Source organism: Methylocystis sp. sgz306128 (genome assembly GCF_056032725.1).
This window is the reverse complement of record NZ_JBVYWO010000014.1, coordinates 16462-29500: the sequence shown is the minus strand read 5'-3', so window position 1 is coordinate 29500 and position 13039 is coordinate 16462. Positions and strand designations below refer to the sequence as shown.

Sequence of the window (13039 nt, the reverse complement as noted above, 5' to 3'; positions counted from 1 at the left end):
TTCTGACATCATGCTGCGCACCAAACTCATTATCACCACTATTGCCGGAAGCCTTTTTGCCGCCTCCTGCCTGCCCGTGTCTGCCGCTGTCGATGCCGGTCTGTGCAGCAGCTTCGAGCAAAAGGCCGCCACGCTGAAGCGCGACGATTCCTACCAGCTCAATGGTTTGCTGATCAATGCCGCGCGGCATGGCTGCCTGCCGCTGGTTCAGAGCCTGCTGGATCATGGTGCCAATATCGAGGGACGCGACCGTGTCGGCGCCACCGCTCTGATGCGCGCCGCCGGCGAAGGGCAGGATCAGGTTGTCACGTATCTGCTCGACCACGGCGCAGATGTCGATGCCCGTGCGGTTGCCGGATCGACGGCGTTGTTTTTTGCTGCCGAGGGCGATCGCCTGACCACGATCAAATTGTTGCTCCAGCACAAGGCCAGCGTCGATCAGCCGGGGCGCGGCGGCAACCGTGCCCTGGCGGCGGCGGCCTATCGCGACAACCTCAAGGCGATGAACATCCTTGTTGAAGCGGGCGCCAACGTGAATGCGGCGGATGACAGCGGCAAAACGGCCATGGTCTATGCCGCGGCGCTGGGCTACAAGCGGATTGTCGCACGGCTGCTTGAACTGGGCGTCGACATCAATCACAAATATGGCCACGACCTCACGGCCCTGATGTGGGCGGCTGGCTATTCAAGCGGGACAGGCGTCGACGACGCCAAAGATGTCGTTTCCTATCTGCTGGCGCATGGCGCAAACCCGCAGGACAAGGACGACCGCGGCAAGACGGCATTCGATATAGCGATGGGCGCAGGCCATGCTGAAGTGGCGGCTCTGCTCAAGCCCGATGCCGCGAGCAACGCCGCCAAACCCTAGGCTGCCAGAGATCTGCTGCCGCGAGGGCGAGACAACGTCCGGGGAAGTGCTGCCATAAGCAAAGCAGCACTTCCGAATGACAGCACTTCTTACTGGCTAATTCAGTCCTGCGAGATAATTGGCCATGGCTTTAAGCTCGTCTTCCGATGCCGCATTCATCAGGTCGGACATGCCCGGGTTGTTGTTGCGGATGTGATTGCGGAATTCCAGCATGGTCTTTATGAGATAGTCATGCTGCTGATTGGCTGTGCGCGGTACGGAGCCGTCACCCTGAAAATGATCGAGATGGCAGCCAGAACAGCCGACGGAAGCATTGACGCGCAGCGCCGTGGCCGTGTCTTCCTTGCTGGCGGATGGCTGAGGAATATTCGGCCAGGGCTTCGATGAAAAATATTCGGCCAGAGCCATCATATCCTCACGCGACAATCCGGCGGCAATGCCGTTCATGATCTCGTTCTTGCGGGCGCCCTTCTGCAAATCGCGCAACTGCAAATACAGATAGCCGGAGTTCTGCCCCCATATGATCGGAATATCCTTGGCAACCGGAATGCCCGCATCACCGTGGCATCCGGCGCAGATCTGGGCTTTTTGCTCGATTGGCGACGCCGCATAGGCCACCTGCACGCAGAAAAAAGCGAGAATAGTCAGAATAATACGCAACATTCATTATGTCCTGTCTGCAAGAAAAAGGGGCTGGCTGCATGCAGCCAGCCCCCTTTTATCTCGGGCCTTAATTGGTAAAGGCAATGATGGCATTGCCGCGCTTGTAATCAAGCTGCGTGTTGCCGCCGGCGCCAACAACAATATATTGTTTGCCGCCAATGGCATAGGACGAGGCTGGAGCATTCACGCCAGCGCCGGCCTGGAACTGCCAGAGCACTTTGCCGTTCTTCGCATCATAGGCCTTGAACCAGCCATTGCCCTCGCCAGCGAAGACGAGGCCGCCCGCTGTGGCCAGCGCGCCGCCGATCATCGGCTGCGGAGTCTTGACCTGCCATGCGATCTTACCGGTGTTGTAGTCCACGGCCGTCACATTGCCATAGCTCTCTTCCGAGGGAATGACCTTGAACGCGCCGCCAAGCCAGAGCTTGCCGTCCGGATAGGGGCTGCTCTGGACCTGATAGGTCATCGGCTGATGCAGGTTGACCGCGAACGAATAGCCGAGAACCGGATTGACGGCGATCGGAGACCATTCCACGCCGCCGTTTGCACCCGGCAGCATGCGTGCGCCTTCCTTGGTGGGAAGCGTCCACATGTTCTCCTGAGGCACCATGGCCTGCGAGAAGCGGATCAGGCTGCAGTCCTTGCGGTTGTTCACATAGACATGGCCGGTCTTGCCTGCATGAAGCACTGCCGGAACCATATTGCCCTTCTTGTCCTTGGCATCGACCAGAACTGTCGGGCTGACGGAGTCAAGATCCCAGACATCGTGAGCGATATACTGGAAATGACAGACATATTTGCCGGTATCGAGATCAACAGAGACCAGCGAGTCGGTGTAAAGATTGTCACCCGGACGAGCAGCGCCGTCGAGATCGGGCGAAGGATTGCCGACAACGAAGAAGATGCGGTTGAGTTTCAGGTCAACCGAAGGGTTCTGCCAAACGCCGCCGCCCAATGTTTTATAGGGGTCGCCGTTCTTGGCCAGAGCTTCCTTCTCAGCAGCAATGTCTCGGTGCATATCGCGACCGGTTGCATCCTTGGTTGCCCAGACGCCGACCGAATTTTCCGGAACGGTGTTGAAGGTCCAGAGCAACTTGCCGTCATTGACGTCAAAGGCCTTCACAAAGCCGCGAATACCATATTCGCCGCCGTTGGTGCCGATGAGAACCTTGCCCTTGACCACGGTGGGAGCCATCGTCTCGCTGTAGCCCTTCTCGGGGTCTGCGATAACCTGCGACCAGAGAACCGACCCGGACTTGGCATCGAGCGCCACCAGCTTGGAATCAAGGGTGGCTACAAAAACCTTGCCGCCATCTACGGCAACACCGCGGTTGTTCGGACCGCAGCAATATGTGGTCACAGGGCCGAGCTTGGGCTTGTAATGCCACAACTCAACGCCGGTCTTGGCATCAAGCGCATAGACATGACTGAACGATGTCGTCACGAACATGATGCCGTCGGCGACAATCGGCGTCGTTTCGAGCGATTCTTTCACCTCCGTCTGGAAGATCCAGGCGGGATGCAGGTTTTTCACATTTTTAGTGTTGATGCTGGCATTGGGATAATAGCGCGTCTGCGCATAATTCCCATTGGTGTGGAGAAATTCAGACGTGTTGCTCGCCGCATCGGCGAGCTGCTTGTCCGTGATATTGATTGATTTGGCTGCAACAGCAGCCTCGGCTTTATCCTGGGTCACTTCCTGCGCCGAAGCTGCGCCCGCGAAACCAAAGGCCGCCATAAACGACCAAGCAACCAATAATTTTCGTTTATTAAATTTTACCATGACATCTGCCTCCCTAGCTAGCCGCTGGCAAATGAAATGTGACAAAATCCGTATTGCAAGTCACGCAGAATCTTTCAGACTATACTTAGGTCGTATGACACGTGCATCACCGCGCTAAAGACTGTGATTACATTGAAAAATCGTCTCTTTTTATATATTTTTAATTTCTAATATGAAGCCAGGAGACCGAAGCTGCGTGGCGCTCTATCGTTAATATAAATCACGTTTTTTATGAATTTTATAAATGAAATATTACGCATCAAAGTTATAATATTTTGAATTTTCGAACAATATACGATCTCATTTTTGAGTGCATTCACCTATTTGCTTTTCTTCAATCGCGAATATTTTTGATTGAACAATTTTTACGTTCCGGATGATACAGATACGCCCCGAAACATCCTCAATCCTGACATCATAAATTCCTGAATTAATGCCGGGCAGGTTCAGCCGCTCATCGTGATCGACGGTTCCGTCCGCGTCGGATTTCGTCAAGTCGGCACCCCAGGCCGCCTTGCCCGGCTCCGAGAGAAACAAGTGCGTGACAGTCTTCGCCGTCAGGTTCCAGAACCGGGTCGGTTTATCCGCCGCGAAAACAGGTGACGCAACGAACATGCCGACAGCGGCACAGGCGATCAATTTCAACATGGCACTTGCCTCCCGATGATTAGGCCAGATATCTATGCGTCTTTTCGCATCAGCAACCCCTTTGAGGGATCATATGCCCAGATGGCCAGCGCAAGAAAGACCGCGGAACAACCCGCCACAATGGTAAGCGCAGACCAGTTCATCTGCTGATAAAAAGCAAAGCGGGTTAGTTCGACCGCATGAGTGAACGGGTTCAGGCCGCAGACAAAATAGAGAACAGGGCTTGATTCCTGTATCCGCCAAAGCGGGTACAGCGCCGATGACGCAAAAAACATCGGAAAAATGACAAAATTCATCACACCCGCGAAATTTTCAAGCTGCTTGATCACCGAAGACAGCAACATGCCGAGCGCGCCCAGCATGAAGCCCGACAGCAGAAGCGCAGGCAAAACTGTCAGGTAGCCCCACCAGCTCGGCGGTTCTATATCCCAGAAATAGGCGACAAACAGATAGGCATAAACCTGAAGGATGGACACGAGCGTGCCTGCCAAAAGCTTGGAGACGAGCAGGAACCAGCGCGGAAACGGGCTGACCAGCAGGATGCGCATATTGCCCATTTCCCGATCGTAGACCATGGACAGCGAACTTTGCATGCCGTTGAAAAGCTGGATCATGGCCACCAGCCCCGGGGTGATATACACTTCATAGAGCACATAGGTGTCATAAGGCGGGATGATCGATACGCCCAGCACCTGACGGAACCCGGCAGCAAATATCAGCAGCCAGACGAGCGGGCGCACCAGCGCCGAAACGAAGCGCTCGCGCTGATAAAGGAAGCGCAAGGCCTCCCGCCACAGGATGCCCTTCATGCAGATGGCATAGGCCCGCATGGAAAAGCCACTCATGCCGCTTCTCCCACCAGTGCGGCAAAGGCCGCAGCAATATCCGGCGCTCCGGTCTGCGCGCAAAGCTCGTCCACCGTACCACACGCCATCAATGCGCCGCGGTGCAGCACCAGCACTTTATCTCCCGGCCCCACCTCATCGATGATATGAGTGGTCCAGAGCACGCTCAGGCCGTCCTCGGCGACAAGGCGCCGGACATGAGCCAGGATGTCCGCGCGTGAGGCGGCGTCGAGCCCGGCAGTCGCTTCATCCAGCAAAAGCAGTTTCGGGCGGTGCATCAGGGCGCGGGCAATCTCGACGCGGCGCATCTGCCCGCCCGACAGGGTGCGGGCCTTGTCGCCTGCCCTGTCCAGCAGGCCGACGCGCGCCAGCAGTTCAGCCGCGCGGCTTCTGGCCTCTGCGGCGCCAATGCCATGCAGTGCGGCATGATAGACAAGGTTTTGCTGCAAAGTGAGATCAAGATCGAGCGTGCGCGCCTGAAACACGACGCCAAGCTGCTTCAGGGCAGCGCCGGGGTTTTTCGCAAGGTCGTGCCCCATGATGTCGATATAGCCGCTCCGGGCCGAATAGAGCCGCGTGATCAGCGAGAAGATAGTGCTCTTGCCGGCACCATTCGGGCCGAGCAGCACCGTCATCTCGCCCTTCATGACGTCAAAAGACACCTGCTGCAGGGCCTTGCGTGCACCGTAAGAGAAGCTCAGACCGGCGATATGAAGGGCGATGTCGGTCATTTCCTGATGATAACCACGCCCCAGGGCATTTCGCCGACTTCGACGCTTTTGATCACCTTTTCGGCCTGAACGTCGATCACCGAAACATCGTTGGTCAGGCCATTGGCACAAATGTAATATTTCTGATCTGATGTGAAAGCGCCATGCCACACCCTCTGGCCGACAAGAAGATATTTCTCAACCTTGCGCGTGGCGGTGTCGATGATGGCAATGCGGTTCGCCGGGCCAAGCGACACGAAGGCCTTGGCGCCGTCGCGCGTGAGCGAAATGCCGACTGGCTGGATGAGTTCGGGTGTCAGGCCCGGAACATTGAAGCTGATGCGCGCCGCCACCTTGCGCGCGGCAACGTCAATCACATCGACTGTGCCGCCGACTTCGGAGGTGGCCCACAATTCCTTGCCGTCACTCTTGAATTCGGCATAACGCGGGCGCGAATCCACGAATATGCTGGAGACGACTGCGTTTGATGCCGGATCGATCAATTGCACGAGATTGGAGGTTTCCGAGGTCACGGAGACAAGCTTTCCATCCGGGCTGACGCCCATGCCTTCCGGCTCAACACCCGCAGGAATGGACGCGATTTTCGTCGCGGATTTAAGATCGATGACGCCGACCGAACTGTCGTTTTCGCTAGAGAAATAAATTCGTCCATCGTCGGGGGTGACGGTCAGATGCTCCGGATCAGGGCCTGACGGCAGCTGGCCGATAATCTTCTGTGTTTTCGTGTCGATGATGATGATCGTGTCGTCATCTCCCAGACAGACATAAACGAGACTGCCATCCTTGTTGGCGGCAATGCCGCGGGGGCGCTCGCCCACCTTGATGGTTTTGACGACCTCAAGCTTGTCCGTATCGAGGATTGTGACTGAATTTCCCTTTTCATTGCTGATATAGGCAAGTTCTGCCCTCAACGGGGCGGCGGTAAGGCAAAAAACAAGAGCGAGAAGATATTTCATGACGTCCTATGGCTTCATTTTGCATTTGGTCTCGGGACGATCGACCCCCAAAGTGTCGAGCACCGAAGTCTGGTGCAGAAAGCCCTGTTGCGGTGAGGCGGAGACGATCGTGCGGCCGTCGCTCAGCAGGATGGGCTGGCGCACCTGCTGGTTCCAGGGCCGAACCGAGAGCTTTTCGCCTTTGAACGCACTGAACGCAAAATCCGGACTGACAAGGCGCGCCCTGATCGACGCGACATCGTCTTTGCCCTCTCGGGTGACAGCCTCGCCGAGGATGCGCGCGGCAAGCCAGGCAAAATTGTCGCGCTCGTTCATAGTGCGGTGGAACAGGCGGACAAATCTGTTCTGCAGCTGGATTGCGCCCCATTGCTCATGCGTGGCATCCCATGCGGTCGGCACAAGCCCGGCCGAGCCGACAACCGGTCGCGCATCCCACGTGCGATAAGGCAGATATCCGGCAAAAACCTGAGATTCATCCGCGGCGATCAGGACATCATAGGCAGGCGCACTCTGTGTAAGCACCGGCATCTGCCGCTGCACCTGAACCGAACCCGAATCGGTGCGCCGGCTGCCGCCGGTATCGACATAAGTTCGCTCCTCGACGATCTTGCCGCCGAATTTGCGGGCGCTGGCGCGATAAGCCTGCGCAAGAAGTTCGTCATCCGGGTGCGACCCCTTGATAAGCAGGAATCTGCGCCACTGCTTCCAAATGAGATATTGCATGATCGCATCCGTGCGCATGGAGCGCGAGGGAGCGACGTGAATCACATTGGCGCGGCAATCTTCCTCGCGCAAAATCTCGTCATCTGCGCCGCCATTGAAAATCAGACTGTCGGGCTGCTTATCTGCCAGTTCCAGCAAGCGATTTGCTGGCAAATCAGCAATGAAAAACCGGACTTTCTGCCCGGCAAACTGCTGCAACGCTGCGGAAAGATCATCCTGCGGGCGAAGCCTGACATCGACGAGGTCAAAATTCTGGCCGGTAAATTTGCCGGTGCTGTTGTCATCGGCCACGCCAAGCGCCGCACCTGCAATAAAATCGTCATCGGGCGGGACATCAAGCAGCGAAATTGTCTCTTTGGAATGCACTTGCCTGATCACACCGATTTTCACCTGCAACTGCGCACAGGCCGGCGCCAGACACGCAAGATAAATTGCGAGGGCAAAACATTTCATGCCGTTCCATATCCATGTTTCTTGCGCCGCGGCGCAAATTGCCAATGCGGCGGGCGATCAGGTCAACTGCTAAATTCGGGAATTTCCGGCCCGCTCGAGAAAAAAGTCAAGCGCACAGGCGGACCGCCCCGACACGGAGAGACGGCCTTGATTGAATAAACAACGACCGGGAGCCTCGCGCCTTCAGGCAGTCTCAACTCCCGGATTGTCCGGCGCGCCATACTGCGCGCGCGAGATCAGATTTCAGCTGAAGAATAGCTGGTAACTTCCATGCCGACGCAGACTTCGCTGACAGAAGGGGTTGTCCATGCCATGATTTGATCCTCCCAAAGTGGTTGTTATTGATCGGAGATTGGCATCTCCAAGGTCTTGATGCTAGCACAAAAACGCCGCTTGTCATCCGCGCCAGCGGCATGCGCGCGCCAAAAATAGATTAGCAATTTAGCTAAGACCGCATTTGAAGAAATGGTTTGGTCGCAAGGTCACTCCGAACCTGCAAATCATACCTGTTGCAGCCAACGATGAAGAGCCATGCCAACCGATCCGAGGCGACGGATACCCTTTTTGACTCAGATCAAGGCGGAAAATCCGCAGTGCGACAAGGTAGACGCGTGGATTGAATTTTCAGGAGAATATTGAAAGAGAAGCTTTGAGATCATCGCCGATTGCTTTGTTCTAGGTGCTGACGTTCGATCGAAAGCCGAGAGGGCAAACACTCTTCTGCGATGTTGCCGGTCATTCCATGGACGGCATGTGGACGACCCTCTACATTCGGTGATCGTCCGGGCGCGGCTATGACCTCCCTCATGGCCGCGCTCATTTTTTACCCCCGTGATCAGACGGCAAAACTGATCCATTGAAACAACTGTTGCCAATGTTCTGAATGACGCGCGGATTGCTGCCGAAATAAGCTGCGCAGGCATGGTCATGCTGATGACGACTTTGGCAAGATTGCTCATTGCCACATGCGGCGCATCTGAGCAGCAACGTCGACGAGGACATTTTGTCTTGGCCCGAGCATTGTCCCTGATGTCTTGGCGGCTGCCGGCCAAACTGCATTGTCGAATAAATTCAGAAGTTCATTCGGTATGAACCGCGTTCGGGAGGCATAAGCGTGCCGGTCGCCCTGACCCCTCTGCCCATGCGTAAAGAAGCGTTGCGGAACGATGAGATGCAAATCGTCCCTCGCGCGTGTCATCGCGACGTAAAGCAGACGGCGTTCCTCTTCGATCTCGGCCGTGGTGCCCGTGCCGAGATCGGACGGAATACAGCCATCGACGACATTCAGAACAAAAACCGACTTCCATTCTTGGCCTTTGGCTGAATGGATCGTGGACAGGATTAAATAATTCTCGTCGCGCAGCGGCACACCGGCCTGATCGCTCGTTGCATCGGGCGGATCAAGGGTGTGTTCGCTCAAGATGAGGATCATACCACAGACGTGCGCATTCCATTTCGGCCGCCGCCCGTCTGGAAAACGTCAGGAGAAGAATTCGACGCGGATCGGCACCGTTAACAATCAGATGCGCAACACGATGGGCAAGCGTATTCGTCTTGCCGGATCCGGCTCCTGCAATGACGAGCAGCGGACCCGAAGGCGCACACGCGTTCGCCTTGACGCCATGCTCTACAGATTGACGTTGTGCAGAATTGAGCCTTTCAAGATAGGCAGCGGCCATGGACTGCAAATCAATCAAATCAATAATAAATCAATAAATCATGTTCTGGTTTTGTTTGCAGCCACAGCTATGCCAGCACCAGTTCTCAGTTCGGTTGGTACGGGGGCCATTCTCAAAAAAATGAACTGGCGCACGATCAGGAACGCCGAACAGAGCCGCCACCTTCCCGCTGTCGAACGGCAGGCAGTGCCTCATGATCAGACCTAAGCGCTCACTCACACAGTGGCATACGCTTCAGGACTGCGAGCTTGCCGGTTTGCTTAGTTTTCCAGATGCTTGTCGAAAAACATACGAATTTCTTTAAACACCTCCTCGGTTTCGGGGGCGGTGTCGTCGAACAAATACTGCGCATGAGCCTGGCCCTCGTAGACGTGCAAGCACGCCTCGACGCCAACTTGGCGAAGCTTCCGATGTACCCTTACCGTGTTGCTGAGCAGCAGATCACGGGTCCCGCTCGTGAGGATCGTTGGCGGAAAACCACTCAGATCGCCATAGACTGGCGAAAGGAGCGGATCGCTCAGAGCATGGCCGTTAGCGTAGAATCTGGTGGCCGCGTCACAAATCCCGTCGCGTGACACCAATACGTTGTCGAGCAATTCATTGGTGTAGAATGTGTCACCGATTTTAGTCGTATCCGACATTGGTGTGCCTGACGCGATGGCAGCTGGCAGAGGCAGCCCTTCCTGTTTAACGCGCAGCATCAACGAAAGCGTCAGCGCGCCGCCCGCCGAAGAGCCGAATACAGCCATCCGCTTCGAGTCCTCCATTCTCAATGCCGCCTTCCATGCTGTGACTGCGTCATCGTGCGCCGCCGGAAAATACGCCTCCGGCGGCATTCGGTAGTCAATCGATAATACTTTGAAGTGACCGAGCCCGGCCATGAGAACAGCTTCAGGCAGCCCTGCTTCGCCCGGGCTGAAGACGTAGCAGCCCCCATGCAGATGCATTAGCAATCGATTGCGATTTTCGGGGGCAATAAACTCAGGTGTGACCTTAAAGGCGCGCACCCCGTCAAGCATCGTCTTCTCGACATTGACATGCAACCGCTGGCATAGAGAAGGAAGGGCGGCAATCGTACGCGCTGCCGAAGCATCAACAGCAGCCTTCCACTGTTCGCTGGTTCTCGGATGAATGTTCCAGTTCGGTTGCAAGGGTGCGCCTATAATCTTGCGCATCTGCGGACTGACTGTCGCTGGCACTGGCACGGTCCGCGCGGGAACATCGAGGGCGTTGAGACCGTCAGCTTCGACAAAAGTGGACGGGGCTAATGGTTTGGAACGGTCGTTCATGAAAACTGGTACCTTATTCAAAATCGATCGCGCAATGTTGAGCAAGCCGCCTCGCGATTGCAAATGCAAAATAGCCCCAAAGTGCTCAGGCAAAACTGGTGACCCCAGATCCGAGTCCCTATAGGGCGCAAGTTCAGTAAAAATTGATTAGCCCAAGGGGCTCGCTGCATGAATCATATAATTGCGGAACAATTTGGCTGTTTTTCTGCGCCACGCGCGTCCTTTAGCACCGCAGCGATCGCCAAAACGGCAAAATTCCTCACCTTCGGGGCCAATGCCCTGACGCAGTCCGCGCCCGGCATTGCCGCCACGTTCCTGCCGGCGGCGGGGAGTTGCGGGCCTCGATGTTTACTGCGTATCAACCCCTATAAATCAAAAGCTAACTGATTTTTATTCTCGGCTTTGTCTTTTTTGGCGGCAGTCCTGCGGTCAGCTTGTTTGAGACGGCTGCCCAGTTTCTGATGGACCCCGCGCGCATTTTCTCGAAAATCACTTGCCTTGCGGCGAGCGCTGATCTGCGTCCGGGCATGTCGTATGGCGGTCTCGTGATCGACCACAGGGTTCGGATAGGATACAGGCGGCTCCGGCATTAGCCATGGCTCATGGATCCATTGTGTTGCGACAGCCTTCAGCTCCGGGACATACCGGCGAATAAATTTGCCGTCAGGATCATGCTCAAATGATTGTTTGACCGGATTATACATCCGCACCGCATTAATTCCGGTGACGCCGGATTGCATCTGAAACTGCGAAAAGTGAATGCCCGGCTCGTAGTCTGTAAAGAGCCGCGCCAGGTGCGGGGCTGTCCTACGCCAGTCGAGCCAGAGGTGGTAACTGGCGAAAGACACCAGCATGGCGCGCATCCTGAAGGTTATCCAGCCATTGGCATGCAGGCTGCGCATCGCTGCATCAATCAGTGGATAGCCCGTGTGGCCGGACGCCCATGCATCGAAATAATCCTGCCGGAAATGCGGCTCCCGCATATTTTCAAAGGCAGAGTGCATACACCGGAATTCAATTTCCGGCTGCTGCTCCAGCTTCTGGACAAAATGGCAGCGCCAGGCCAGACGCGAGAGAAAAGCGCTCAGGTTCCTGTTCAGAATTTTGGCGCCGTCATCTGGCCGTTTTGCCAGATCCGCCATGCGCGCCTTCGTGGCCTGTTCGATCTCCCGGACAGACAAGGTTCCATAGGCAATATGCGCGCTTAACCGCGAACAATGTCGCGCTGAAACGCCGGGTTTGGAAATTGTCAGCATATATCTGCTGGCGCGTTCCTGCAGGAAGGATCTGAGAACTCTCTGCCCTTCCCGGCGTCCGCCGCTTTGAACCTGACCAATCGCGTCGCCAAACATCGGATGGTCTTTTGCCGGGCAGGTTTCACTGGCAATATCTGCCGCCATGACCAGTCTTTGCGGGGCGGGAATTATTGGCTCCGCCATGCGCCTGTCGCGAATTGCGCTCCAGCCGTCACGGCTTTTCAGGCGGCGCACAACGCCGTTGGACGGCGCTTCCTGCCATTCAACTTCATGGGCTTTGCACCAGTTCAACACTTGCTTATCACGGGCAAATGTCCATGCATTGCCGGTTTCTTCATGCGACCACAGCTTGATCTTGCCATATTTTCTGCGCAGGTTCTCAAGCACGTCCAAGGCATGCCCGGTGCGCAAAATCAACTGCCCTTGCAGGCCCATGAATTCACGCTGCAAATCTTCAAGACAATCGTGGATGAACTGCCAGTGCCGGCGCGATGAATCCGGCAATTTCCAATAATCCGGTTCGATAATATAAAGCGGCAGAACCGGCCCGCAGGCTGCAGCCTTGGCCAGCGGCGCGTGGTCATGAATCCGCAAATCCCGTTTGAACCAGACGATATTGACTGCCTGTTGCATCAAGCCCGCCTATGCAAAACGTCGCATGAGTTTTTGCAGATTTGGGCGAATGCGCAAAAACAACAGATAAAGCCGCTCCAAAACCGCCAGCACAAAGGGATTCCTCGCAATCATGCCGATTGGACGCAGCAAGGGAATGGCCCGCCACATGGCTGCGAAAGCGGCAGCGCCGGAATAAATCGTATCATTTTCCTGAGCATGAAAACGCGCCAGCAATATGCGCTTATCCAGCGGACACTGGGTTTGATCTTGCGTCACATCGATAAATTCGATCGCGGCAGCCTTGTCTAGCCGCCGCATCAGGGCAATTTCCCGCTTGCAGAGCGGGCAAGAACCGTCGAACCAAACCAAGACTTTTGCCATGATCTGTAGATAGGCAAAAGTGTCGCGTTGGCCAGCCCCCAAAATTGGTTGGAAACGGTGTTGATTTCCTTCATCGAAGCTTCATGTACAGTCGGTCGATCATTATGCCGGGGCGTGACGAAACTAACACGACGAAAACACCATGCCCG

13 protein-coding genes and 1 pseudogene are annotated in these 13039 nt (G+C 55.8%); 1 reads left to right on the top strand and 13 read right to left on the bottom strand.

What is annotated here, in order from left to right; translation table 11 throughout:
• Nucleotides 1–10 precede the first annotated feature (10 nt).
• Nucleotides 11–868: an ankyrin repeat domain-containing protein gene (locus AC0N03_RS15390; RefSeq protein ID WP_474289792.1), complete on the top strand. Its 858-nt coding sequence runs from the start codon at nt 11–13 to the stop codon at nt 866–868.
• 96 nt (nt 869–964) lie between these two features.
• Here AC0N03_RS15390 and AC0N03_RS15385 read toward each other — a convergent pair whose 3' ends face one another.
• The 13 genes and pseudogenes from AC0N03_RS15385 to AC0N03_RS15325 all read right to left on the bottom strand — a co-directional run bounded on the left by AC0N03_RS15385 (nt 965) and on the right by AC0N03_RS15325 (nt 12932).
• The gene (locus AC0N03_RS15385) at nt 965–1531 is read right to left on the bottom strand and encodes a c-type cytochrome (RefSeq protein ID WP_474289791.1); all 567 of its coding nucleotides are present in this window, start codon (nt 1529–1531) and stop codon (nt 965–967) included.
• A 67-nt stretch (nt 1532–1598) separates the two neighbouring features.
• The gene (locus AC0N03_RS15380; protein ID WP_474289790.1) at nt 1599–3314 is read right to left on the bottom strand and encodes an outer membrane protein assembly factor BamB family protein; all 1716 of its coding nucleotides are present in this window, start codon (nt 3312–3314) and stop codon (nt 1599–1601) included.
• 300 nt (nt 3315–3614) lie between these two features.
• Nucleotides 3615–3962 carry a hypothetical protein gene (locus AC0N03_RS15375; protein WP_474289789.1) on the bottom strand — a complete coding sequence of 116 codons (348 nt, stop codon included), beginning with the start codon at nt 3960–3962 and terminating at the stop codon, nt 3615–3617.
• 32 nt (nt 3963–3994) lie between these two features.
• A complete protein-coding gene (locus tag AC0N03_RS15370) occupies nt 3995–4807 on the bottom strand; it encodes an ABC transporter permease (RefSeq protein WP_474289787.1) in 813 nt (270 codons plus the stop codon).
• On the bottom strand, nt 4804–5538 hold the full coding sequence (locus AC0N03_RS15365) for an ABC transporter ATP-binding protein (RefSeq protein WP_474289785.1): 735 nt from the start codon (nt 5536–5538) through the stop codon (nt 4804–4806). The genes AC0N03_RS15370 and AC0N03_RS15365 overlap by 4 nt, the downstream gene beginning before the upstream one ends.
• The gene (locus tag AC0N03_RS15360) at nt 5535–6494 is read right to left on the bottom strand and encodes a PQQ-dependent catabolism-associated beta-propeller protein (RefSeq protein ID WP_474289783.1); all 960 of its coding nucleotides are present in this window, start codon (nt 6492–6494) and stop codon (nt 5535–5537) included. The genes AC0N03_RS15365 and AC0N03_RS15360 overlap by 4 nt, the downstream gene beginning before the upstream one ends.
• Nucleotides 6495–6500: 6 nt before the next feature.
• Entirely contained in the window at nt 6501–7670 is a 1170-nt protein-coding gene (locus AC0N03_RS15355) for an ABC transporter substrate-binding protein (protein WP_474289781.1), read from the bottom strand.
• A gap of 236 nt (nt 7671–7906) precedes the next feature.
• Nucleotides 7907–7984 (bottom strand): pyrroloquinoline quinone precursor peptide PqqA, encoded by a 78-nt coding sequence (pqqA, locus tag AC0N03_RS15350; RefSeq protein ID WP_474289814.1) that lies wholly within the window; start codon nt 7982–7984, stop codon nt 7907–7909.
• 255 nt (nt 7985–8239) lie between these two features.
• The gene (locus tag AC0N03_RS15345; RefSeq protein ID WP_474289779.1) at nt 8240–8629 is read right to left on the bottom strand and encodes a hypothetical protein; all 390 of its coding nucleotides are present in this window, start codon (nt 8627–8629) and stop codon (nt 8240–8242) included.
• Nucleotides 8626–9349 (bottom strand): annotated as a pseudogene (locus AC0N03_RS15340) (UvrD-helicase domain-containing protein). Before AC0N03_RS15340 ends, AC0N03_RS15345 begins: the two are co-directional and overlap by 4 nt.
• A 260-nt stretch (nt 9350–9609) precedes the next feature.
• Nucleotides 9610–10638, bottom strand: coding sequence for an alpha/beta hydrolase (locus AC0N03_RS15335; RefSeq protein ID WP_474289777.1), 1029 nt, complete (start codon nt 10636–10638; stop codon nt 9610–9612).
• A 365-nt stretch (nt 10639–11003) separates the two neighbouring features.
• A complete protein-coding gene (locus AC0N03_RS15330) occupies nt 11004–12527 on the bottom strand; it encodes an FAD-binding domain-containing protein (RefSeq protein ID WP_474289775.1) in 1524 nt (507 codons plus the stop codon).
• A gap of 9 nt (nt 12528–12536) precedes the next feature.
• Nucleotides 12537–12932, bottom strand: a complete 396-nt coding sequence (locus tag AC0N03_RS15325; protein ID WP_474289773.1) for a thiol-disulfide oxidoreductase DCC family protein — start codon at nt 12930–12932, stop codon at nt 12537–12539.
• Nucleotides 12933–13039: the final 107 nt, after the last annotated feature.